Origin of the sequence: Legionella steigerwaltii (assembly GCF_001468065.1) — a bacterium.
Lineage (GTDB): Bacteria > Pseudomonadota > Gammaproteobacteria > Legionellales > Legionellaceae > Legionella > Legionella steigerwaltii.
On sequence record NZ_LNYZ01000001.1, the window covers coordinates 59,944 to 84,603 of the forward strand.

Below are 24,660 nucleotides of genomic sequence, written 5' to 3' on the forward strand. Positions count from 1 at the left end.
GCGAATATGCAACTGCATACAATCGATCAAGGGAGATGTGGTTTAAACTTTTCTTTTTTGTTAAATTATATTTTTTAACCTGAATGAGTCGCTTATGCCTTCTTTTGATATTGTCTCTGAAACCAATATGGTTGAATTACGTCACGCGGTTGATAATGCTGTACGTGAAATGGGTACCCGCTTTGATTTTCGTGGAGTTGAGTCAAGCATAGAACTTAAAGAGCTTACGGTGACGTTACGCTCCGAATCAGATTTTCAAGTCAGACAATTAGAAGATTTGTTTCGAAATCACTGCAGTAAACGTAATCTCGATGCTTCTGGAGTGGATATAGAAGATGAGCCGGTACACAGCGGAAAATTTTATTCCCTTAATATGACGTTTAAGCAAGGAATAGATCAGCCAACAGCCAAAGACATTGTGAAATGCATTAAAGATTCCAAGGTTAAAGTTCAAGCATCCATCCAAGGAGACAAAGTTCGTGTTACTGGAAAAAAACGGGATGATTTGCAAGAAACAATTGCGCTTTTAAAAAATTCAAATATTAAATTGCCATTACAGTATGAGAATTTTCGAGATTGATTTTCTTAATTACCCTCATCCGCCCTTCGGGCACCTTCTCCCCTGAGGGGAGAAGGGAATTAATGCCATTAAGAATCCCCTCTCCTACTTGTGGGAGAGGGTAGGGGTGAGGGTTGTTTCTAATTCACAATTTCATCAATTTTGGCGGAAATCCTTGCTGATAAATAAGGATCTTTTTTTGCAAGACTACGGGCAACTTTCAGTTGAGCGACTGCGGCTCTTTTTTGTCCTTCAAGAAGCAAACATTGGGCCTGAGTAAAATAGGCGTAGCTCTTTTGATGTGATTGAGCCTGTGCTCGAGCTAATTCACGACATAAAGGCAGATCTTGTTTGTACTTTCTACTTCCTTTAAGTAAGAGGCTTGTTGCTTTTTCATTTTGATTCGCAGCTAATAAACCCTGAGCATAGGCCATCAGAGCTGCATAATTATCTGGATAATTTTTTTGCATTTCCTCCAATCGAGAGAGTGCTGCTTTATGCTGGGATAATCCTGTTTCAGTTTGTGCCATAGCAATTTGAAAATAAAGATTATTATTTTGTGCCAATAAAGGGCTTAAAATAGCAGATGCTTTTGCATAATTATTTGTATTGATTAAGGCAAGGGCATGACCGTATTGGCAGGCCTGGACAGGGGTCTTTTTACTGCATTGATGTTCATAATAATCCAGCAATGCTTTAGGTTCTCGAGTGACCGAAGTACGAATCAATTCTTTGACTAATGGATAATCAAGGGAGTCTGTGTATTTTTTGCGCGAAAACTGCGTCGTACGGTTTTCTGCTTCGGCTATCCTGTCTCCGTCCAGAGGATGGGTACGCAGAATTGCTGGGACATTTGCAGTGTAATAATAGCGCGAATTTTCCTGCATTTTCTTAAAAAAAGCAGCCATACTGTGAGGATTATATCCTGCCTTAATCAGCATATCGATTCCAATTCTATCTGCCTCCTTTTCTTTGGAGCGCGTAAAATTGATGTTATCTTGAGAAAATCCTGACAATGATCCCATCATTCCAGCCATTCCAACTGTAGGATTGATGATACCTAAGGCAGCAGATGCCAGTAAGGAAGCGAGCATGGGAATACGCATTTGTTTTTGATGTTCGATGGCTCTGTACAGGTGATGCAAACGCACATGCGCGATCTCATGCGCCATTACTCCTGCAAGTTCACTTTCACTATCCGAAGTTAAAATAAGTTGTGAATTAATACCTATATGCCCACCAGGACCTGCAAACGCATTGATTTCATTTGATTTAACTATAAAGAAATCGGGTGATTTAATATGGCCGGCACGAGCAAGATTTTTTCCAATACGATTAATGTATTGGCTTGCTAACGGATTTCGCTCCACACTTTCTGACTGATTGATCTGCTGTACGAATTCTTTTTCTAATTGCTCCAGTTCACTTGTTGAGTATGGAGACAACCCCTCAGCAAAGGAGGGTTGGACAAGAATACTTGCTAACAGTATCCAACAGATGTTTTTCTTAATTTTCAATTTAATCATTAGGCTACTCAAAAATTGAATAATTTGTTATCATTCACGCATCGTAACTACTCATCCCCTCTCGTTATCCCATGGCTTGCCTTGGGAAAACGGCTATTAGTGCATGAGCGGTTACCATGCATCTTTAGAAAGGTACTAAAACAATGCACAAAACGTTTTTGCTCGCAGCTCTTGAACAGGCCCGTCTTGGACAAGGCCACTGCGCCCCTAATCCTTGTGTTGGCGCCGTTGCTGTGCAAAATGGAGCTATTATAGCACAAGCATGTCACAGAGGTGCAGGGACTCCGCATGCAGAACAATTATTGTTAACACAGATCCCTCCTAAAATGCCAGGGATCAGTCTATATATTTCTCTTGAGCCTTGTAATCATTGGGGGCGAACGCCGCCTTGTGTCGATGCGATTATTCAACATGGGGTAGATGAAGTTGTTTTTGCTTATTTGGATCCCAATCCAGTAGTAGCTAAAAATAATTCAACAGAAAAATTACGCGCCCATGGGATAAAAGTGACACATTATCCTGTAGATGAAATTACTGAATTTTATAAAAGTTATTCTTATTGGACTTTGACTCAAAAGCCAAGAGTAACAGTGAAAATAGCGCAAACATTAAATGGTAAAATTGGTCGCACAGTAGGGGAGCGTGTTATTTTGTCTAATGCCTTATGTAGCGAATTTACGCATCAAATGCGCGCTGCAGCAGATGTGATTCTTACAACTGCCAGAACAGTGCAACTGGATAATCCCAAGATGAATGTACGTTTAGGCCAGGAAGAGCAGGCAAAGCCTGTTGCAATTGTTGATAGACAGTTAAGTCTTAATAAAGAGTCTAAAATTTTTTCGGCGGCTGCTCATTGTCATGTGTATCATTGTAATGATCGAGAATGCTCCTATCCCAATAGTACTTTGCATTTTATGCCCATGAAAAATGGAGAAATGGATTTAAGTGCTATAATCAGCCACCTAGGAGAGTTAGGATTTCATGATGTTTGGGTAGAAGCAGGTGGTGCTCTTTTTAGCGCACTCCATCAAGAAGGGTTAGTTCATCGAACTTATTTATATATTGTTCCAAGTATTTTGGAACACAATGCAGTTTCAGCATACCAGCAAAGTGGGATATTTAACCGAGCGCATACAGTTTCTTGGCATGCTATGGGCGACAATATGATAGCATGTCTGGATTGGCTGGAAGATTAAATGAACACTGGATCAAATGAGGTCGCGTTATGAAGTATTCATTAGCAACAATAGAACACGCAGTGGAAACACTCAAAGCCGGTAAAATGGTTATTTTAATGGATGATGAAGATAGGGAAAATGAAGGAGATCTGGTTGTGGCGGCAGAACATGCAACTCCAGAAGCAATCAATTTTATGTCTCGTCATGGTTGTGGGTTGATCTGCTTGTCTATGGCTGATGAACTGATTGATAAATTACATTTGCCAATGATGGCACAAAATAATAAATCGCCTTATGGTACGGCGTTTACTGTATCCATAGAAGCGGCACAAGGCGTATCGACGGGTATTTCAGCGAAAGATAGAGCTCAGACGATTCAAGTTGCCATTAATCCTGAAAGCGGGCCAGCCGATGTTATTTCCCCTGGGCATGTTTTTCCTTTACGTGCTAGGAAGAAGGGCGTGTTGGAGCGACCTGGACAAACAGAAGGTAGTGTTGATTTGGCAAAACTTGCTGGTTTAACACCTGCGGCAGTGATTTGTGAAATTATCAATGAAGATGGTACCATGAGCAGGCGCGACGAGTTGGTTTTATTTTCTCAAAAACATAATATCCCTCTGGTTACAATCAAGGATTTGATAGAATACCGAATTCGTCATGAAGTTTTAGTCAGCGCTGCTGCTTCAACACGTATTCCTTTGCAAAACAAAGGCGATTTTAATATGACTGTGTTTGCAAATGAACTTGATTGCGCGGAGCATTTTGCTTTAGTAAAACCACCTATATTTGCCAATCGAGTGCCTTTAGTGCGCATTCATTCAGAATGTATTACTGGCGATATTTTTGGTTCTTGTAAGTGTGATTGTGGCAAACAATTGGAACAGTCTCTGTCACTGATTGCAGCTGAGGGAGGCGTTTTAATCTATTTACGCCAGGAAGGGCGAGGAATTGGTTTAGCGAATAAACTAAAAGCTTATGCCTTGCAGGAGCAAGGTTGGGATACTGTTGATGCGAATCATCAACTGGGTCTTCCTGTTGACAGCAGGGATTATGCTATTGCTTATCAAATACTGAAATATTTTGGTATTGATGCAATAAGGTTATTAACGAATAACCCATCAAAAATTGCTGCTGTTGATCGTTATGGAATAAAGGTTATGGAGAGAGTGCCTTTAGAAATAGAACCTACTAAGGAAAGTCACAGATATTTAAAAACTAAAAAAGAGAAAATGGGACATTTGTTGGCAATAAGTTAAGTTGGTTTTTGATTTATTGTAGCCTGGGTGAAGCGAAGCGGAACCCGGGACATCTGTAGTAAAAACCCTGGGTTCCGCTTCGCTTCACCCAGGCTACAGTAGAACCTGAATTTCTTATTTCTCTATTGAACAGTACTTAATTAGCAGGATAAAAGGTCAATTATGACAAATTTTATTTTTATTACAGGTGGTGTGGTCTCTTCCTTAGGAAAGGGTATTGCAGCTGCGTCTCTCGCCGCTGTTCTTGAGGCACGTGGTCTTACAGTAACACTCATTAAGCTTGATCCTTATATTAATGTTGATCCTGGAACTATGAGTCCATTCCAGCATGGCGAAGTTTTTGTAACCAATGATGGTGCAGAAACAGATCTGGATTTGGGACATTATGAACGTTTTGTAAATACAACGATGACAAAGCGTAATAATTTTACTTCTGGGAAAATTTATGAAACTGTCATTAAAAAAGAAAGAAAGGGTGATTATTTAGGGGGTACTGTTCAGGTTATTCCTCATATAACTAATGAGATCAAGCGATGCATCAAATTAGGTGCTGATGGTTTTGATGTGGCAATGGTTGAAATTGGTGGAACTGTTGGTGATATTGAATCATTACCTTTTCTTGAAGCAATTCGTCAAATGCGTATTGAATTAGGTTCGCAAAGAACTTTATTTATACATCTGACATTAGTGCCCTACATTGCAACTTCAGGCGAAACAAAAACAAAACCAACACAACATTCAGTGAAGGAATTGCGTTCAATAGGTATCCAACCTGATATTTTGATTTGTCGCTCAGAAAAAGCGTTACCTATGTCTGACCGAGCTAAAATTGCATTGTTTACCAATGTGGAAAAAGATGGGGTTATTCCTCTTGAGGATGCACCAAGTATTTATCAAATTCCAAGGATATTACACGAGCACGGACTTGACGACATTGTTGTGAAGAAACTCGGGCTAAATGCCAAACCAGCTGATTTAAGTGAATGGGATCGTGTTGTAGCGATGCAAGCCACACAAAATATGACTGTAAAAATTGCTATGGTCGGGAAGTATATTGAGCTGAATGATGCATATAAATCAATTAATGAGGCTTTGCTGCATGCTGGTCTTCATACCCAAACTAAAGTTGAAATTGTCTATTTAGATGCTGAGTTGATTGAAAAACATGGCGCCGAGCTTTTGGAAGGTATTGATGCCATTCTTGTTCCAGGCGGCTTTGGGGAGCGCGGTGTGGAAGGGAAAATTAAGGCAATCCAATATGCTCGAGAGCATAAAGTTCCTTTCCTGGGAATTTGTTTGGGAATGCAAACTGCCGTGATTGAATTTGCCAGAAACGTTGTTGGCTTAAAGGAAGCAAATTCTACGGAGTTTAATAAAAATACAGCATATCCTGTGCTGGGATTAATCAGTGAGTGGATGGATGTGGATGGCTCAAAACAACTTCGTGATGAACATGGCGATTTAGGTGGTACGATGCGTTTGGGAGCCCAGATGTGTCAATTGGCAGAAGGTACATTGGCGCGTAAGGTCTATGGAACATCACAAGTAATCGAGCGTCATCGTCATCGTTATGAAGTCAATAATAAATATGTTGAAAGTCTGGTTGAGCATGGATTAATTATATCTGGCCGCTCGGCAGATAATTCTTTAGTTGAAATGGTGGAGTTAGCAGACCATCCTTGGTTTTTAGCCTGTCAATTTCATCCAGAGTTTACATCAACTCCGAGAGCAAGCCATCCACTCTTTAAACAGTTTGTGCTTGCTGCTCGCGAGAAACATCAAGGAAAAAATTAAAAATGAAATTATGTGGATTTGAAGTAGGTTTAGATAAGCCTTTATTTTTAATTGCTGGACCTTGTGTCATTGAAAGTGAAGAGTTGGCATTGGAAACAGCTGGGTATTTAAAAGAACTATGCAGCCAGTTGCAGATTCCTTTTATATATAAATCTTCATTTGATAAAGCAAATCGTTCTTCTATATCCAGTTATCGAGGCCCTGGTTTTGAAAAGGGATTGTCGATTTTGGAAAAAGTTAAAAAACAGGTGGGAGTCCCTGTTTTAACTGATGTTCATGAAGATACACCCTTACTGGAGGTGTCTAGTGTTGTTGACGTGTTACAAACTCCGGCGTTTTTATGCAGACAAACCAATTTTATCCAAAAAGTAGCGTCAATGAATAAACCCGTTAATATCAAAAAAGGGCAGTTTCTAGCTCCTTGGGAAATGAAACATGTTATTGCCAAAGCAAAAGCATGCGGTAATGAACAAATTATGGCGTGCGAGCGGGGTGTGAGTTTTGGATATAATAATCTGGTTTCAGATATGCGTTCATTAGCGATTATGCGCGAAACAGAGTGTCCTGTTGTTTATGATGCAACTCACTCAGTGCAATTGCCTGGAGGAAATAATGGTGTTTCCGGTGGTCAGCGCGAGTTTGTTCCTGTGCTTGCTCGAGCTGCAGTAGCGGCGGGTATTTCAGGATTGTTTATGGAAACGCATCCTGATCCAGATAAAGCTTTAAGTGATGGTCCTAACAGTTGGCCTTTAGCTAAAATGAAGTCTTTGCTTGAATCATTAAAAGCGCTGGATGCGGTATATAAAAGTATGGGAGAAATTGAGTAATCAATTTCTTCCTCATCAGTTCCATGCCTATGGACTATAATATACATAAGGTGTTTTTCTCGAGAATATTATGGGACATCCTAGATGGCAGGCCATTATAGACAAATTTAAGCTTGATCCAAATGACACTCCAGAAGAAGCAAATGCGATTGGGGTTAACGAACCTCAAATGGACGCTCCTTCGAACTCTGGACTAACGGAATTACCTGATCTTGATCCATTGAACCGCAATAAGTCCGATCCAATTGATACAACTACGGAAATTCAAGAAGCTGGGCTCCATAATAGTCAGAAATGAGACATATAGTCAGGACACTTTATTCCGATTTTTTTTGTCAGCTTTTAATTTCTCGCTTTTTTTAAATTTTGCAATCACTTCTCTCTATACACGTTAGAATAGTAGGCTATAGAGCACAACAATACTAATCTTACAGAGTGAGTTACGGTGACAATTTACTTGTTATTGCGTCTGAAATGTCTAAGTGGTTGGAATATTCCGCCTCTTCTGCGGCAGTCATCCCATTTGCATCTCTTATTTCTAGCTCTACCGTTGGTTCTTCAATCAGCGTATCAACCGTATTAGCATGTCCTTTAGCTGCAGCCATTATGAGTGGTGTAAATCCTGTTCTCTCAGTCGTAACATTCGGATTAACACCAGGTATCTTAAGCAAATATTTTACCAAACTGTCATAGCCTCCAGCGGCAGCGGCTGTTAGTGCTGTATCACCAAAATGATCGCGTTGGTTTAATAGCGGGCCACGAGCCTGCTCATTGACCTTTCTTAGAATCGCTGTTACGCCCCATTTATGCCCCTTCCTACAGTGTTCAACTAGTTCTGATATTATCTCTTCAGGAGCACCTAAACTACCATTTCTCGTAGGCTTCATTGTCTTTCTCCTAGAATTAGTTTATTGATATAACTTGTTTGTAAAATAATTAGCAATATAACTTAATTTTACCAAGAAGTTCAATATACTAACACTCATTTAATCATTATGTGTTAGAGTCCAAGCTTATCCATTGCTTCTCCTCGCAAGTCTTTTGGTCCTTCCGGTATATTTACTTTAAATTCCTCTATCAAATCATAGAACTCCATAATTTTAAAATCATCTACACTCGGTTTATTCTTATACTGGGATTCTTGTTCTTCCAGGTACACATCCACCACATGCGGCGGATATTTTTTTCTCGTATACTCTTCTAAGCTTAGCAATTGAAAAAGCACGTCATTAAGTTTATTTATCAATTCGGGGTCTGTACCGTCAGGCAACCCATGAAGTGAATCGACGATTTTTGCCATAAGTTCGATGTGATTCGCGGCTTCTTCGTAAAGTTTTTTGATCTTTTCCTTGTGTTTTTCTTGCCTGTATGTTTTGGGATGTTTTTTATCAAAGGCATCAATTTCACGTTGCATTTTTTTAGGTAGGTCTGATAAACATTTTAGGCCACTATTCATCACATCAAGAATATGCTTCTGACGACCCGGTGTTATAGGTCTGTGCGACTCGTGTTTCTTACCCTTCCACATTCCAACATTCCTTAAGTGGGATGTACGTTCTGCTCTAGATAATTCTTGAGCTTTATAAGCCGACTCACTTTGTACCGCCAAACCTACAGATTGTGTTTTGAGCAAAAGGAGTTGTTGTTTTGGATTATCGAGTAGATTACGTAATTCATCATCTGTACGTTGCATTAATGCAGCACTTCCTCGTTCAGGATGATGGAGTTTGCTGTGAATAACACGACGTCGTTCAGCAACATCTCCTAGTAAGCATATTTTTGCACTTTCTTTCTCTGCTTTAATGCCGCACATAGCTGATCCCACACCACAAGCTAATGCTAACACACCTAAAGTTATGCCTGTTGCGAGTCCGGGTACGGTTGTTCCTGATTGCCCCAATTCAACTGTACTAGGTGCTTCTGGATTTAGTACATATGGACTAAATGTGGTAGTACCGATTGCGTAGATTCCTAATGCAGGCCCAACTGTAACATTCATGAAATAATCAGCTCCCTCGAGTGCTTTTTCTAAGTGTGGTCTATCCATCAGTTGGGACGGTTTCAGATGGTGAAATGAGGATGAAAACATATTTAAAGCGTCACTTCTCAGATATTTAAGTGTCGCAGCTCCTGAACTGTATATCTTTTTTTCTTGTTTACTTTGGTTGTCTGATGCAGTAATTTCTTCATTATCCACTGTGATTTTTAATCCTTTGTTCTTTATATCTGCTGATATTCCTGTTTTTAAGGCTTCGACCAAATCTTTTTGTAAGGGCAAATTGTGCTTGGTCACCAGCTCATTATATGTCTCAATGGTGTAAGTCAACGCAACATGTACATCTGCTAACATTTCTGTTTTTATCTCGTGTTCTATATTTGTACTGATATTGATCTGATGCGCAAGTGATATTAAACATTCAGCATTTGAAGCTAACCCGGCGGCTGCTTTATGCAGCAGATCTTTGTTATTATCCACGGGTATATGTCCTGAAGGCATTCCTTCGAGAGGCTCAAGATTCGCCATGGCGCGAGCTGTTCCTATTTGAGCAGTGCACATTATTGTAAATTGTGATGAGATGAGTATTGCGGTATAAGGATCGAATGGTGATGCTGGAGTGAGGCCAGCAGCAACTTGTAAGGCTGCATCGGCGGCGTTCTCACGAATCATATCTTCCAGCATAAGAAAATAAGCACCTCTAGTCTCTGCAAATTTACTTTGTAACATTATATCCATCGGTTTTTTAAAGCTTTCTTCGAGTTTTTCGCCAGGTTTTGTGTACTTTTTATGCATTCTTTGATAGTCAGCTCCTCGAGGTCCTCCGAACAGCCAAGCAAAAGTTTCTGGAGATTTAAGCTGTGCTATGCCTGGATTCATATGTGTCGACGTGTTTAAACTAGAGTACTCAGTTATTACTCCCAGTACTCTATCCACTCTCTCTTGAAGTTTTGCTTTAGCGATCTCATACCCTCTATATGCTCTTATTCCACCATAAATTCCGCCTGCTATGCCTCCTACGATCCCTGCAGTGATGGTTCCCCACACAGGCACAACACTGCCACCCGCGCCACCAATAATCATTCCTAAGCCTGCGCCAGCTAAAGTCAGTCCAACTCCAGCAAGTGCTTCCTTAGCTAAACTGAGTTTCCTTGCCTTTTCTGCTGCTGTTGTCGCTTGCATTGCTTGAATTACATGTGCTTGTACTATTTTAAGTTGTTTTTCTACTTCTGCTTCCATAATTGGATCATAAAGTGGATCACCATTTTTATCTTTCTTTTGCTTCCATTCTTCTCTTTCTTGCTCCAAGGCTTCGAGTTTTTTATTGTATGCATCAATAAATTCATCCGCTTTTTTCTTTTGATTAGGTTCCTTAAAATACGAGCAGAATTTTTCTTTTATCGTCTCATCTATTTTAGGTTCTTTAAGTTTTTCTACAATTTGGTCATATTCCTGCATATGCTTCACCCAACTGGATGATTTGCTATCCAATACCTGACCTGATCTTAGATCTTTACCCGCTGATATAAGTTTTTGTTCTGCGAGCTTAAAGGCATCTGGCTCGAGTATGAGCTTCCATTCAGAGTTTCTTTTTAGTTCACCTAATTCGTATATTGCTTCATTGTATCTTTTAACGAGAGAAGTTAAGTTTATTTGTCTCTGTCTATCATAAGGCATTTCTTCGAGCATTTTATCCAAAAACACTTTTTTGATTGGTTCTAGTGGCATAAATTGTTCCTTAAACTCAATCTTGCTCAATACTGAAAATATAAAGCTGCATGAGTTTTGTTTTTCATAAGTTTATTATACTACCTAAATGAGTATTTTTTATTCTAAATGGTGATTAAGTATCATTTTGATGACTTTTTAACGCTTTTGGATAAAATTGAATTGATAGCGAATATGCTATGAGCAGAACTTTATGATGATCTTTTCGGGGAGGTGGACATGAAGGATGGGGGCTATTATTTAAAAATAGGTTCATCTTTAGACTGAAACTGGTGTTCAATCGATAACCAATGTCTTTCTATTGAATGAAACCTCTCCTAATTGTAGGAGAGGTCAATAAAGATTAGCTGATATCGCTCATAGTTGAGACCGCGTGATAACCAGCATCAACGTGAACAACTTCACCAGTAATCCCTGAGGCTAAGTTAGAGCATAGAAATGCTGCGGTATTTCCAACTTCCTCAATAGTAACGTTTCTATGGAGTGGGGTAATGTTGGCATAGGCACTCTGGATTTTACGAAAATCCTTAATTCCAGCAGCGGCGAGCGTCTTGATTGGTCCAGCTGATATGGCATTAATACGAATGCTTTTTTGGCCCAAACTTGCAGCTAAATAACGTACAGATGCTTCAAGACTTGCTTTAGCGACACCCATAACATTATAGTTAGGCACTGCTTTTTCTGCGCCATAGTAAGATAGCGTTAAAAGGGAGCCCTCAGTACCTTCCATCATGGGTAAAGCAGCCTGCGCCAGACCTATTAGGCTGTATGCACTGATATCATGAGCAATTCTAAAACCTTCACGTGTGCAGGATTCTACAAAGTCTCCACTAATTTGATCTGCCGGGGCGTAAGCAACTGAATGAATTAAGATATCCAAGTGGTCCCAATGTTTGCGGAGGTTGGAAAAAAGGGCTTTAATTTCTTCATCGTGAGCTACATCGCAAGGAAAGGTCAATGTAGAGTTGAATTCAGCTGCCATTGATTCTACGCGATCTTGCAAACGCTCATTTTGATAAGTAAACGCTAATTCAGCTCCTTGCTCATGAAACGCTTTGGCAATGCCATAAGCAATAGATCTATTGCTAGCTAGACCAATAATGAGTGCCTTTTTACCTGCTAAAAATCCCACTATTCTCTCCTCAATTAAGTAGTGTGTGATGCTAACAATTCACGCATCTTCGCTTGAATCATTTCGATAGCAATCCTATTTTCTCCTCCACGAGGAACAATGATGTCAGCGTAGCGACTGGATGGTTCAATAAACTGCAAGTACATAGGACGTACAGTTGTTTCATATTGATGCACTACTGACTCAAAAGTTCGATGCCGTTCAACCACATCTCTTTTTAAACGTCGGGTTAAACACACGTCTAGAGGAGTAGACATAAAAATCCGAATATCCATTATTTCTCGTAACTCTTTATCGGTGAAGAGTAAAATGCCTTCAAGAATAATAATGGCATGCTGACCAATGGTTCTGGTTTCCGGCAAGCGCATGTGCTTGGAGTGAGAATAAATTGGAATTTCAACCGGCCTACCTTCTCTTAATTGCCTTAAGTGCTCACAAAGTAAAGTATGGTCAAAAGAATCGGGGTGATCGTAGTTTATTCTTTCTCTTTCAGTGAAAGGCAAATGGCCATTATCTTTGTAATAGGCATCTTCAGAAATAACTACTACCTGTTCTGAGCCAAGCTCATTAACAATAGTATTTGCTAAGAGACTTTTACCTGATGCAGAAGGGCCTGAAATCCCAATAATTATAGCTTGTTTATTCATGATGATATCGTTAGAAATTTCGTGCAAATACTAAAGGTTTTTTGTGTTAAATTCAATCTTTAATTAGGATTTACTTGTTAAGCTGCCTGGTTTTTGAAGGCTAAACACATCAATCTTCTTATATAAGTTTAGTTGATTTTGATAGATAAAATGTAGCCTGGGTGAAGCGTAGCGGAACCCGGGATCCGAGATTAATTATTCCCGGGTTCCGCTACGCTTCACCCAGGCTACATTTCTGATTTTGAGGGGTAAAAATATAATCACATTTTAATTAAAAGCAGATACTACTTCTGGTAAAGGGTGACCAACAGCCGCAGATGGATTTTTAATCATGAGCACTGCAGATAAAGTGGGTGCAATATCTGTTGTATAAGTCGGTCGAAAAATACGTTGCGCTTTAAAATATGGGTGTACAAAGAGTAAAGGCACATAACTATCGTATTGCCAAGGACTGCCATGAGCAACGCGATCCTTACTTTTTGTGCCATACGATTGATTTGGTGGTTGAATGAGGTAGATATCCCCAGAACGCTCTGGAAAATACATTTTGTTCACTTTAGTGCTCAACCAATCCTTTTCAATATCAGTAACAGGTAACGCATACGCTTTGAATATTCCTGGTCTTAGAGTTAAAGCTTGCGCAAGAGAATGTTTCACTTCATTCAGTTTCAATTTATGCTGATTTATTACTTTATGATTAAGATAGATATATGGCGGCATGATGGACATCAGGGTTTGCTCTGGAAGCTTATATTGTTTTTTCAGTACAGTGCGGATGTATTGTTCCATTTTAGGGATATCAATGGGGTTAATTTCATTTATATGATGTGCTTTGAGATAAGTTGGTCCATCATTTACACCATGATCTGCAGTAAGCACAATGAGGGTATTATTTAGACCCACTTGTTTGTCAATGGCAGCGAAAAGATGGGCTAGTGTTTTATCTAATTCCAATAAATTGTCTTCTGATTCAAGACTATTGGGGCCAAATTGATGGCCGATTGCATCAACACCAGAAAAACTAATACCTAAATAATCAGTTTTTCCAACGGATTGACCTACCCGTTCTTCGGTTAAAAGTTGCTCCGCAAACTCTGCAGTTAATTGATCCGCTTTAGGGGTTCTGGATAGTGCTTTAAAATATTCAGGGCTCGGAGATTGCGTTATATGGTGTGGGAAGGTTTGACCAAAAAGCTCATCTTCATGATGGAAGATTGGGGAATTGGCATTTTGATATTCAGGCCTGGACCGGCCAAGATTCCAATCGTAGTCTTTGGGTTGGTAGTTTTTGTTCCAATTTTTAACCCATTGAGGATATTGAGCATAGTAATAAGTACTGGTAATAAAGCCACCATTGGTCGTATCAAACCAAAACGCTTTGCCAGCATGCCCCGCAAGGGCTATTGCTGAACGATCTTTTAAGGATACTCCGAAGACTCGTCCTTTTTGAGAGAGTATCACTTCATCGCTTAAAGTTGAGGCATATAAATTCTTTGGAGAGCGTCCTGGAAGAGCAATACGTGTATGTGGTGTACTTAATATATTGGTTTTCAAATCTTCCATGCAATAAACCGGCTGTTGTGATTTTCGGTCATACCATTCATTATTAATAACCCCATGTAAGGCAGGGAAGCTTCCTGTTGCAACAGTTGCGTGTCCGGCACACGTTGTCGTATTGGCATGTGGATGATGCGTATTGCGGAAATCAATGGCATGACTTAATAAATAATTAAATCCGCCATTCCCAAATTGTTGTTGATGTTGATAAATTAAATCGCCTCGTAATTGATCGACTACCAATTGAACGACTAATTTGGGTTGACTGATTTGTGCATGGGTGTTCAAACAACCTAGAAAAAGACAAATGGAACCAATGTATTTTTTCATAACTATCCTGACAACGACAAAAGATTTAAATTAATCAACAGTACATAAAAAAGCAATCTAAAAAAGGATCCAGAGTCTTCTCTATTTCTTTTTAGATGAAGCTTCGACATTCATTCAAGAAAAATGACATCAAATAACTCGTTCTCTTTGTCCAGCCTAAGTTCAAAATTGTTGTGTTATCTTATTGACTTTAAAAGATAAAAATTAATTAAGTAGTAAAAAGAAAATGCATGACTGGCATTATGAATTAGTTTAAACTGCTCACGTTGAAGTAAATTTTACTAATCCCGATTCATGGAGTTTAAGGAGAGCAGAAATGGGTTTCAAGTATGTTGAATATGATACATTATCAAAATACATCAGGGAGAGTATAGCAACTGAAGTAAAAAGACATAAATTAGATGAAAAAAATTTACCAAAGGCATTAAAATCTCTTTCCATTAGCCATCCTGAACGAGCAATTCAATGTAAATATCTACTTGCAGTTCTATCGTGTCTTGATAACTCCAATAGCCCAGATAAAACATGCGTACTTTATGCAGCAGCTTTCTATATTCGTGATCAAATTTTCGCAAGCTATCAAGGAACTGTAACCTCATTTTTTTTGTCTCCCGAGAACAGTACGTTATATAACGCATTAACAACGTCGCTTAATCTTGATAAAGAAAATTTCCCCGATTCCAAAAATTTGCTTGAAATGTATAAGGCGTTAAGCAGCTTTATGAATACACAGGTATATATAGATGCGGATCCGAGCAAAGGTTATCTACACCCAAGTAAGCAAACTTTTTCAGGTAAAAAAATTAAGGATTATAAGGTAGAAAAAGTTTTGCAAGATTTAGTCAAAAAAATAGCGGATCTCGAGTTGAATCAGATTGAGAAGGCTAAAGAACAACAATTGAAAGATTCTGATAGTAAAATCAAAAAAAGAATAGGATTATTTGCAAATGGTGATGTTATTCCTCCTGCCCCTGCTCTTAGTAAAGAGTTTGTTGAAGATCCCAGGGAACATATATCAGTTCAATGTACCTAGTTCGAGCTTTCTGAATGCAGTGAATTGGATCAGGAAGCTTAGCGAATAGCCCGACTTCTGATTCACTGCATCCAGACAGCAATAGGATTTGGATTATAATTGCGGTTCCGAGATTTTTTTCTGTTGCTCAATAGGATAACCTGATACGGCCCAATCAATTATGCCACCATCCACTGAATAAATTTCTTGGTATCCCAAATCCATTAAAATTTGAGCAGCGAATAAGGATCTTACTCCTCCTTTGCAGTGTAAATAGATAGGATGACTTTTATTTGGAATTTTAGCTGCAATAGATGATGCAATAATATCTTTAGGGATGTGCAATGCTCCAGGTATATGAAACTCTTGCCACTCGTCCAATTCTCTAACATCAATTAAACAAATATTGGGATTATTGTCCATCATTTCTTTTAGTTGATGTACATTAATGGTTTTAATGTTAGGGTTGATCATAACGAACCTCTCTTATTGTTGGTCGTGTAAATGTGGAGTGGTGCAGCAACCAATAAATTGTTGCTGTGAAAACCCCACCAACTAAGGTGGCAAATGCCCAGGTAGCGGCGGAAACTAAAACAGTTTTTTGACCGGTTCGATTCATATTTCCTGCATCGTGGGCCACTGCGCCAGCAAAAATCAGATGCAAAATGCCATTGATAAGCATCATGATAAATAAAAAAGTTTGTATCTGTGTCGAAAATTGTTGTACCAGTTCATTGATCATGAATGTGTTCCTTTAGTTTGTTAATCAATGTTGAGTCTAACAAATCCATTTTCTAACAATATCATTTGCAATTAAAGGATTGTGTCAGGCATAAAAATCTAACTTACAATATAATAACAGAAAATGAATAAGATCTTTTATTTCTGTGTTAACCCCGGTAACATCGTCAAAAAAATTATAAGAGAAGAAAACATGAATGTTCATGAAATCCCTGTTCCTCATTTGACCACAGCACATTCAGGACCGTTGTTTCATGTGGAAAAAATTGTTTTAAATCAAATAGCTGCTATTGAGTCTTGGTTTAGGCACCAATGGAAAGACACTCCTCCACCATTAACCTCATCAGTCGATTTGCGGCATGCGGGATTTAAACTGGCGCCTGTAGATACTAATCTGTTTCCTGCAGGGTTTAATAATTTAAATCCGGAATTTTTTCCATTGTGTGTTCAGGCTGCTCAGTCTGTGCTAGTCGACTATGTTCCTGATTGCACTAGAATCTTACTGGTCCCAGAAAGTCATACACGCAATAAGTTTTATTTAAAAAGTCTCAGTGTGTTACGAACTATTTTTGTCAAAGCTGGATTTGTAGTGCGTATTGGCAGTTTGGACCCTGAACTTAAGGAGCCTACTGAAGTTTTTCTTGAAAGCGGAGAAAGTCTATTATTAGAGCCTATAGAACGTCAGGGTGATCGAGTGGGGTTGAGTGATTTTAATCCATGTTTCCTCATGCTCAATAATGATTTGTCGCAAGGAATTCCTGAGATTTTGCAAGGAATAAAACAAAAGATAAGACCTACAGCGCAATTAGGTTGGTTTTCACGATTAAAATCCAGTCATTTTAATTTTTATGATGAGGTTGCTACAGAATTTGCTGAATTTGTAGGTATGGATTCCTGGTTAATTAATCCATATTTTAGCGCTCTAGAAGGCCTGGATTTTATGGCTCAAGAAGGTATAGATAGATTAGCAATCGAAGTAGATAAAATCTTAACTTTAATGGGCGATAAATATGCAACTTATGGAATAAAGGAGAAACCATTCGTTGCGATTAAAGCGGATAATGGTACCTATGGCATGAGTGTCATGATGGTACATAATGCAGAAGAAGTGCGCCAATTAAACAGAAAACAAAGAACTCGAATGTCGGCTAGTAAAGGTGGTCGTAAAGTGGATAGGGTAATTATCCAAGAAGGTGTGTATACCTTTGAAACCATGCCAAATGGTTCTGTTGCTGAACCTGTTGTCTATATGATTGGCCAGTTTGTAGTGGGTGGCTTTTACAGGGTTCATAAAGAACGCGGGATCGATGAAAATCTAAATGCACCAGGAATGCATTTTGAACCATTAGCTTTTGCCCAGGCGTGTAACATGCCTTGTGATGATTTAACTGAGGTGGATGAGTCAAATCGTTTTTATGTTTATGGAGTTATTGCTCGATTGGCTGCGCTTGCTGCAGCAAGGGAAATAGCAGCTATTGGAGGTGAGTAATGAAACTTGGTGTGCTGCTGGATCCTCTAGATCAACTAAAACCTTATAAAGATACAACGCTTGCTATGATCAAGAGAGCGCAAGAAATGGGGTGGTCATGTGTTGTATTTACTCAGGAAGATTTATTTTGTAAGGAAGGTCATGCGTTCGCGCAAGTTTATGATTTAAGTATCGGCGATGTACACAGTAAGGATTGGGCTACAATTAAAGTGTTAGGTGAAATGCCTTTGAGCGAACTTGATATCATTCTGATGCGCAAAGACCCACCCTTTAACATAGAATATATTTACACCACATATTTCTTGGAACTCGCAGAACGCGAAGGTGTTCTTGTTGCAAACAAACCACAAAGTCTCCGTGATGCGAATGAAAAATTTTTTACATTGAATTTTCCTCAGTGTTGTCCAACTACACTTGTATCCCGAAATATAAAACGATTGAGATCTTTTTGGGAGGAACACAAGCAAGTTGTTTTCAAACCTTTGGAAGGGATGGGAGGAAATTCTGTATTTCATGTTGAAGAGCAAGGGAACAATTTGTCAGTTATTTTGGAAGTTTTAACTAAGAATCAAACACAAACGATTATTGCCCAACGTTATATTCATGAAATAAAAAACTTGGGTGATAAACGCATTTTATTAATTAATGGTGAACCTGTTCCTTATGCCTTAGCACGTATTCCTGCGGAAGGTGATTTGCGAGGTAACTTGGCTGCAGGTGCTCGTGGTGAAGTAGTTCCTATTACGGCAAGGGATAGATGGATTTGTGAACAAATAGGACCTTCTCTTAGGGCCAAAGGTTTGTATTTTGTTGGCATTGATGTGATCGGTGATTATTTAACCGAAATCAATGTGACTAGTCCAACGTGTTTGCGGGAAATAGAGGCAGAAACAAAACTTGATATTGCGGGTGATTTCTTACGTTGCCTTGAGAAGCTATGCCGCACTTAGATCTTACACTCAACCTGCACTCAAATCTGACTTTTCCCCGAGATTTTATATTTGTGTCTACGTCCCGCGACTTGTTCGCGGGATCCAGTTCTGATATGAATGTACTTAATCCCTGGGTTCCGCTGCGCTGCACCCAGGCTACATATTACTCATCTACGTAGTCACTACCTGCTTCAGCTGCAGCTTCTTGATCTGCTTTTTTATCATCAACATAAAGAGCGCCAGTATCCGCATGGTTACCTGCAATGAGATGATTACGATATTGTAAGTATGCATCCCTCATGAAGCTATATTTATCCAAAGCTTCATCCATTATGCGATCTGTGTCTAACAGTTGTGAGCGTAGATCTATATAACGCAGCGCTAACAAACTATAAACGACTGCATCGTCATGAATGTAAACATAAGGGCTGTATAATGCGAATTGGAATAGCCATCCTGCACCATCTCTAAGAGTACTTGGCCCTAGTAATGGAATAACTAAGTAGGGCGAATTTTTATCTCCCCATTTTGCTAGAGTCAGGCCTAAATCATTTGAATGTGGTGGTAAACCAAAAGTTTTTGCAACGTCAAATAAACCACCCACACCTAAAGAAGAGTTAATAATAAATCGCCAGGAGTCTCTAATTGCCCATTTCCCTTCAGCTTGTAGAAGATCGTTGCCTACGGTTGGTATAAGATCCAGGTTGTTGTAAAAATTATTGACGCTTTTACGGACAGGTGCGGGTATCACTGCTCGATATACTTTTGCTGGAGGTTTTAAAAATACATTGTCAAAGGCCGTATTAAACTTATATACCTTTCGGTTAAAGGGTTCAAAAGGATCGACGGGGTTAGTTCCCTTACAGACACAACCAGTTAAAACGAGACTACTGGTAAAACTGATAACTAGTGAAATTAATCGCATGATTTTTTTTATTATTCAACTTATTGGAAGATGTTACACGAGTTTAATGTTCTTGCAAACAATAGTAATCCAGACTGCCACTGATATTTTTTTTAAAATATTATAGCCTGGATGGAGCGCAGCGAAACTCGGGTTCCGCTTCGCGTCACCCAGTCTACAAAAAAGCAATTCATTTTTAAATTTAATACGCTGACCCCAATTATTTATCAGAACTTTAACAGAAAAGTTACTGGGCCGTCATTGCATAAATGAACCTGCATGTCGGCACCAAAACATCCACTTTGTGTGTGAGGGTATAACTGAGATGCTTGCGTCAATAGATTATCAAACAGTTGTCGACCAAGCTCTGGCGGGGCTGCATTGGAAAAGCTAGGGCGCAATCCTTTTTGAGTTTCGGCCACTAAAGTAAATTGTGGCACTAATAATAAACCACCTTGAACATCCTTAAGGCTTAAATTCATTTTGCCTTGGCTATCACTAAAAATGCGATAGTTGATGCATTTATCTAACATTTTAGTGATGTTATGTTCCGTATCATCAGGTTCAAAACCACAAAGAATCAAAAGACCCTGATCGATTTTGCCTACAGTTTCACCACCAATATCTACTCGGGCGTGCGTCACCCTTTGAATTACAATCAACATGCATCAAGCCCTTGTTTGGAAATTTCTTTACTTGCATAAATTAGGGCATCAATTATACCTGATTCTCTATCCGAATGTCCCGCATCACGAACTATTCTTAAATTGGATGCGGGTATGGCTTGATGCAGTTCAAAAGCACCAGCCAATGGAGAAATCAAATCAAAACGGCCATGTACGATATAAGTTGGAATATGTCTTATTTTATGTACATTAGTTATGACTTGATTTTCTTCAATGAAAAAGTGATTGTTAATGTAATGAGATTCTAATGTTGCAAGAGCCAGGGCGAAATGTGGATCGCTGAATTGATCAATAACATATAAATGGGGTTGCAAACTACTGCAACGTGCTTCCCATAAGGCCCAAGATTTTGCAGCACTCATACGTGCCAGTTCGTTGGGGCCTTGCAAACAGTTGGCATAATATTGGGGAATTTGAGCCAACATATCTTCAGGGACACTACTAATAAATTCCTCCCAGTAATCAGGATAAACCAGGTTTGCCCCTTGTTTATAAAACCAATCAATATCTTGTTGTCTTCCTAAAAAAATTTGATGAAGCTGTAGCGCTTTAATTTGTTGAGGGAATTTTTGAGCGTAAAGCAAAGCCAACAAAGAACCCCAACCTCCTCCAGATAATACAAATTCAGATAACCCTAAGAAATCCCGGATGGCATCGATGTCATCCAACAATAAACTGGTCGTATTTTCACGTACTTCCAAATGAGGAGTAGAGCGCCCGCAGCCGCGTTGATCAAAAATTATGATCCTATAATGTTGTGGATCAAAAAAACGTCTAAGATAACCATCTCCAGAGGAAGCGCCCGGGCCTGGATGTAACACGACAACAGGCAGCCCTTCAGGATTTCCTGTTTCTTCAATATAAAGTGTATGTAGTGCACCAACTTTTAATTCATGTTGCGCATAAGGTTTAATAGATGGATAGAGCGAGTGCATTTTAGTCCTTTAGGAAGTTTGTTTTACCTTATTGCATTATTTTGCGCTGTGAAGCGCTTGAAAGCAATAAGTATTCACTTAAAACAAGTTTATACTTAAAGTTAGTATAGCTTCTATTTTTCTTTCACTTGCGAGAGAGTAGGATCTATTAATAGAATACACCATCTTTTTTTCCTGGAATTTATTTATGACTCTTGCTGCAATTCTTAAAGGACTGAATGAGCGACAACGCGAAGCAGTTACCTCTCCGCTTGGTAATACGCTGGTCCTTGCTGGGGCGGGGAGTGGCAAAACGAAAGTTTTGGTCAGTCGCATTGCCTGGCTTATTGAAGAAGAGCATATTTCGCCCCATGGAATTTTGGCAGTAACTTTTACTAACAAGGCTGCTGGTGAAATGAAAGCGCGATTAAATGGGATGTTGAGTACTCCAGTACAGGGGCTTTGGGTAGGGACTTTTCATGGCTTGTGTCATCGTTTACTTCGTCGACATTATAAAGAGGCCAATTTACCTGAACTATTTCATATTCTGGACTCTGAAGATCAAGCACGTATGATTAAGCGTGTTATTGCCTCATTAAACCTTGATCCAGAGCAATGGCCAGTGAAACAGGCACAGTCTTTTATTAATGGGCGCAAAGATGAAGGAATACGACCCCAACATGTACATACTTTACCTTATGGACCAGGTAAAACATTGCTCAACATTTATAGTGCGTATGAACAAGCATGCCAGACTGCAGGGGTAATTGATTTTGCGGAATTGTTATTGCGAACCCATGAGTTATTGCGCGATAACCCAGAGATTCTTAATCATTACCGTCAACGTTTTCAAGCCATATTGGTCGATGAGTTTCAAGATACAAATACGATTCAATATGCATGGATACGCCTTCTTGCCGGTGAGCATACAGTTGTTTTGGCAGTTGGCGATGATGATCAATCTATTTATGGCTGGCGTGGAGCCAAAGTTGAAAACATTCAACAATTTTCTCATGATTTTAAAAACACGCAGATTATCCGGTTGGAACAAAATTATCGTTCCACAGCAACCATTCTCAACGCTGCAAATGCACTGATTACACATAATAATTCGCGGATGGGAAAAGATTTGTGGACGGATGGAGCAACTGGAGAAAAAATTCTGGTTTACGGTGCGTTTAATGAGTTGGAAGAAGCACGCTTTGTCTGCGAACGCATTATGATGGAAATTAATCAAGGGGGCAGTGCTGATGAAATTGCTATTTTATATCGTTCCAATGCCCAATCTCGAGTTTTAGAGGAAGCGTTATTGCGTGCCGGGATTGCCTACCGTATTTACGGTGGGGTTCGTTTCTTTGATCGCGCAGAAGTAAAAGATGTATTAGCTTATTTGCGTTTATTGGTTAATCCACACGATGATACAGCTTTTGATCGCGTAGTGAATTTCCCAACTCGAGGTATTGGTGAAAAGACGCTCGACGATTTGCGCCATTATGCAAAATCAGAACAATGCTCATTATGGCATGCTGCTAAGACCTTGTTACAATCAGGTGAGATGGCCCAGAGGGCTGGTTCTGCATTATCAAAATTTATCGAATTAATTGAACAATTGAACCAAAATACTTTGTCGATGGAACTGGACGAGCAGTTATCTGTTGTGATTCAGCTGAGTGGATTGCATGCTCATTTCAGCAAAATCAAAGGAGATAAATCGGAGTCCCGCCTTGATAACATACAAGAATTAATCAATGCAGCCAAACAATTTCGTTATGAACAAGAGGAAGATGAAGAGATTCCTTTAATCAATGCATTCTTAGCGCATGCTTCTTTGGAGGCAGGAGAAATGCAGGCGGGAGAACATGAGCGTTATGTCCATTTAATGACCTTACATGCGGCCAAGGGCCTTGAATTCCCTATAGTGTTTTTAGTAGGGATGGAAGAGGGGGTATTTCCAGGAAAACAGTCTTTGGAAGAACCAGGACGTTTGGAAGAGGAGCGTCGTTTATGTTATGTGGGTATGACACGTGCTATGCGTAAGCTGGTTTTATCTTATGCTGAAATAAGACGGCAATATGGAAGAGAGGAATATCATAGGTCTTCACGATTTTTAAGAGAACTGCCCCAGGAATTACTTGAGGAACTTCGTGTCAAAGCGAAATTTCAAACTCCTGTTATTTCTAGGAATAAACCTGCTGCTGTTCCAGAAACGTCGGGGTTGTCTTTAGGACAAAGTGTCACCCATGCAAAATTTGGTCAGGGTGTGGTCTTGGCTGTCGAAGGGAGTGGTGCCCATACTCGTGTTCAAGTGAAGTTTAGAGAGCATGGTGTGAAATGGCTCGTATTAGCCTATGCAAATTTAGCGGTAGAGGCGCAGTGATCTAATGTAAAGAAACGTAGGCAAAGTGGATTTAACTCGATATAATTCTCGAGTTATGCCTCATTTCATCTAGGCTATGACGATCCATTATTTAACCTTTACAATTCTGCGATACAAAAATTAATGTAATAGCAGGCTAACTATTGAATTTTATTGAAGCGGATGCTAGGGTGCCGATTGGAAAGTTGTTGGTATTATGTTAACTATTAAATAAGGGGAACTGTGTGAAATTTACAAATTTATTAACAGTAGGAGCGCTGGCAGCATCTTTAGTATCACCTGCAATTATGGCAGCAGATACCAATAATACAACTCCTATGTCTGATGCACAAAAAAAGGAAATTGAGAAAGTAGTGCATGACTATTTAGTAGCTAATCCAGAAGTACTTCTGGAAGCTTCACAAGCACTGCAACAAAAGCAACAACAAAATATGCAGCAACAAGCACAATCCGCCATTAAAGAAAATACGGATCAATTGTTCCAAGGTAAAACTACCATTGCAGGCAATCCAAAAGGTAATGTGACTATAGTTGAATTTTTTGATTACCAATGCATCCATTGCAAAAAAATGTCACCTATTATTGACAGTTTGATTAAGAAAGACAGTGATTTACGTGTTATTTATAAAGAGTTCCCAATCTTCGGTAAGAGCTCTGAGTTGGCTTCAAGAGCTGCTTTGGCCGCTGGTATGCAAGGCAAATACCAAGCAATGCATAACGCGTTGATTAATATCGACAAACGCTTAAACGATCAAATCGTTATGGCTACTGCTAAGTCTTTAGGTTTGGATATGAAGAAACTTAAGACTGATATGCAAAGCAAAGAAGTTACTGCTGTTTTAGATGCAAACCGTGAATTAGCAGAAAAATTACACTTGATGGGTACTCCTGCATTTATAATTGCTTCAACTCCAAGTGGGCAATTTAAAGAAGGCACTGAACCATCATTTATACCTGGTGCTGCCAGCGAAGAGTCGTTACAAGAGTTAATTAAGAAAGCAGCAGGTAATTCGTAAGTAATCAAAGTAAGAACAGAAATAGCCCGGGTGAAGCGCAGCCGAACCCGGTTTTTTTA

22 protein-coding genes are annotated in these 24,660 nt (G+C 39.3%); 11 read left to right on the forward strand and 11 right to left on the reverse strand.

Annotation, left to right across the window (positions count from 1 at the left end; all coding sequences use genetic code 11):
- The first annotated feature begins 94 nt into the window (after nt 1–94).
- Nucleotides 95–580: a YajQ family cyclic di-GMP-binding protein gene (locus Lstg_RS00275; protein ID WP_058475665.1), complete on the forward strand. Its 486-nt coding sequence runs from the start codon at nt 95–97 to the stop codon at nt 578–580.
- A gap of 119 nt (nt 581–699) precedes the next feature.
- Here Lstg_RS00275 and Lstg_RS00280 read toward each other — a convergent pair whose 3' ends face one another.
- The gene (locus Lstg_RS00280) at nt 700–2,085 is read right to left on the reverse strand and encodes a M48 family metalloprotease (protein WP_058475666.1); all 1,386 of its coding nucleotides are present in this window, start codon (nt 2,083–2,085) and stop codon (nt 700–702) included.
- Nucleotides 2,086–2,228: 143 nt separating this feature from the next.
- Here Lstg_RS00280 and ribD point away from each other — a divergent pair, with 143 nt between their 5' ends.
- The 5 genes from ribD (at nt 2,229) to Lstg_RS00305 (ending at nt 7,438) form a co-directional block, all read left to right on the forward strand.
- The gene (gene ribD, locus Lstg_RS00285; protein ID WP_058475667.1) at nt 2,229–3,281 is read left to right on the forward strand and encodes a bifunctional diaminohydroxyphosphoribosylaminopyrimidine deaminase/5-amino-6-(5-phosphoribosylamino)uracil reductase RibD; all 1,053 of its coding nucleotides are present in this window, start codon (nt 2,229–2,231) and stop codon (nt 3,279–3,281) included.
- Between the two features lie 29 nt (nt 3,282–3,310).
- Nucleotides 3,311–4,519 carry a bifunctional 3,4-dihydroxy-2-butanone-4-phosphate synthase/GTP cyclohydrolase II gene (locus tag Lstg_RS00290; RefSeq protein ID WP_058475668.1) on the forward strand — a complete coding sequence of 403 codons (1,209 nt, stop codon included), beginning with the start codon at nt 3,311–3,313 and terminating at the stop codon, nt 4,517–4,519.
- 162 nt (nt 4,520–4,681) lie between these two features.
- Nucleotides 4,682–6,313, forward strand: coding sequence for a CTP synthase (locus Lstg_RS00295; protein WP_058475669.1), 1,632 nt, complete (start codon nt 4,682–4,684; stop codon nt 6,311–6,313).
- A 2-nt stretch (nt 6,314–6,315) separates the two neighbouring features.
- Complete coding sequence (gene kdsA / locus Lstg_RS00300) at nt 6,316–7,140, forward strand: 3-deoxy-8-phosphooctulonate synthase (protein ID WP_058475670.1); 825 nt, start codon at nt 6,316–6,318, stop codon at nt 7,138–7,140.
- A gap of 70 nt (nt 7,141–7,210) precedes the next feature.
- Nucleotides 7,211–7,438 (forward strand): hypothetical protein, encoded by a 228-nt coding sequence (locus Lstg_RS00305; protein ID WP_058475671.1) that lies wholly within the window; start codon nt 7,211–7,213, stop codon nt 7,436–7,438.
- Nucleotides 7,439–7,580: 142 nt separating this feature from the next.
- On the opposite strand, the gene Lstg_RS00310 is transcribed toward Lstg_RS00305, so the two are convergent.
- The 5 genes from Lstg_RS00310 to Lstg_RS00330 all read right to left on the reverse strand — a co-directional run bounded on the left by Lstg_RS00310 (nt 7,581) and on the right by Lstg_RS00330 (nt 14,530).
- Nucleotides 7,581–8,027, reverse strand: a complete 447-nt coding sequence (locus Lstg_RS00310; RefSeq protein WP_058475672.1) for an ankyrin repeat domain-containing protein — start codon at nt 8,025–8,027, stop codon at nt 7,581–7,583.
- Nucleotides 8,028–8,140: 113 nt separating this feature from the next.
- Complete coding sequence (locus Lstg_RS00315) at nt 8,141–10,864, reverse strand: hypothetical protein (protein ID WP_058475673.1); 2,724 nt, start codon at nt 10,862–10,864, stop codon at nt 8,141–8,143.
- Between the two features lie 343 nt (nt 10,865–11,207).
- Complete coding sequence (locus tag Lstg_RS00320; RefSeq protein WP_058475674.1) at nt 11,208–11,996, reverse strand: enoyl-ACP reductase FabI; 789 nt, start codon at nt 11,994–11,996, stop codon at nt 11,208–11,210.
- A gap of 14 nt (nt 11,997–12,010) precedes the next feature.
- The gene (gene udk / locus Lstg_RS00325; protein WP_058475675.1) at nt 12,011–12,643 is read right to left on the reverse strand and encodes a uridine kinase; all 633 of its coding nucleotides are present in this window, start codon (nt 12,641–12,643) and stop codon (nt 12,011–12,013) included.
- A gap of 267 nt (nt 12,644–12,910) precedes the next feature.
- The gene (locus Lstg_RS00330; protein WP_058475676.1) at nt 12,911–14,530 is read right to left on the reverse strand and encodes an alkaline phosphatase family protein; all 1,620 of its coding nucleotides are present in this window, start codon (nt 14,528–14,530) and stop codon (nt 12,911–12,913) included.
- Nucleotides 14,531–14,846: 316 nt separating this feature from the next.
- Between Lstg_RS00330 and Lstg_RS00335 the strand changes: the two genes are divergently transcribed.
- Nucleotides 14,847–15,563, forward strand: a complete 717-nt coding sequence (locus tag Lstg_RS00335) for a hypothetical protein (RefSeq protein WP_058475677.1) — start codon at nt 14,847–14,849, stop codon at nt 15,561–15,563.
- 93 nt (nt 15,564–15,656) lie between these two features.
- On the opposite strand, the gene Lstg_RS00340 is transcribed toward Lstg_RS00335, so the two are convergent.
- Together Lstg_RS00340 and Lstg_RS00345 are read right to left on the reverse strand one after the other, a co-directional pair.
- On the reverse strand, nt 15,657–16,016 hold the full coding sequence (locus Lstg_RS00340; RefSeq protein ID WP_058475678.1) for a rhodanese-like domain-containing protein: 360 nt from the start codon (nt 16,014–16,016) through the stop codon (nt 15,657–15,659).
- Nucleotides 16,003–16,284 carry a hypothetical protein gene (locus Lstg_RS00345; RefSeq protein ID WP_058475679.1) on the reverse strand — a complete coding sequence of 94 codons (282 nt, stop codon included), beginning with the start codon at nt 16,282–16,284 and terminating at the stop codon, nt 16,003–16,005. Before Lstg_RS00345 ends, Lstg_RS00340 begins: the two co-directional genes overlap by 14 nt.
- A 192-nt stretch (nt 16,285–16,476) precedes the next feature.
- On the opposite strand from Lstg_RS00345, the gene gshA reads away from it, so the two are divergent.
- Together gshA and gshB are read left to right on the forward strand one after the other, a co-directional pair.
- Complete coding sequence (gshA, locus tag Lstg_RS00350) at nt 16,477–17,772, forward strand: glutamate--cysteine ligase (protein ID WP_058475680.1); 1,296 nt, start codon at nt 16,477–16,479, stop codon at nt 17,770–17,772.
- Complete coding sequence (gshB, locus tag Lstg_RS00355) at nt 17,772–18,722, forward strand: glutathione synthase (RefSeq protein ID WP_058475681.1); 951 nt, start codon at nt 17,772–17,774, stop codon at nt 18,720–18,722. The genes gshA and gshB overlap by 1 nt, the downstream gene beginning before the upstream one ends.
- A gap of 145 nt (nt 18,723–18,867) precedes the next feature.
- On the opposite strand, the gene Lstg_RS00360 is transcribed toward gshB, so the two are convergent.
- The 3 genes from Lstg_RS00360 to pip all read right to left on the reverse strand — a co-directional run bounded on the left by Lstg_RS00360 (nt 18,868) and on the right by pip (nt 21,229).
- A complete protein-coding gene (locus Lstg_RS00360; protein ID WP_058475682.1) occupies nt 18,868–19,629 on the reverse strand; it encodes an MlaA family lipoprotein in 762 nt (253 codons plus the stop codon).
- A 206-nt stretch (nt 19,630–19,835) separates the two neighbouring features.
- A complete protein-coding gene (gene dtd / locus Lstg_RS00365) occupies nt 19,836–20,273 on the reverse strand; it encodes a D-aminoacyl-tRNA deacylase (RefSeq protein WP_058475683.1) in 438 nt (145 codons plus the stop codon).
- Nucleotides 20,267–21,229: a prolyl aminopeptidase gene (gene pip, locus Lstg_RS00370; RefSeq protein WP_058475684.1), complete on the reverse strand. Its 963-nt coding sequence runs from the start codon at nt 21,227–21,229 to the stop codon at nt 20,267–20,269. Before pip ends, dtd begins: the two co-directional genes overlap by 7 nt.
- 187 nt (nt 21,230–21,416) lie before the next feature.
- Between pip and uvrD the strand changes: the two genes are divergently transcribed.
- Entirely contained in the window at nt 21,417–23,585 is a 2,169-nt protein-coding gene (gene uvrD, locus Lstg_RS00375; RefSeq protein WP_058475685.1) for a DNA helicase II, read from the forward strand.
- A gap of 224 nt (nt 23,586–23,809) precedes the next feature.
- Complete coding sequence (locus Lstg_RS00380; RefSeq protein ID WP_058475686.1) at nt 23,810–24,601, forward strand: DsbA family protein; 792 nt, start codon at nt 23,810–23,812, stop codon at nt 24,599–24,601.
- The last annotated feature ends 59 nt before the right edge of the window (nt 24,602–24,660 follow it).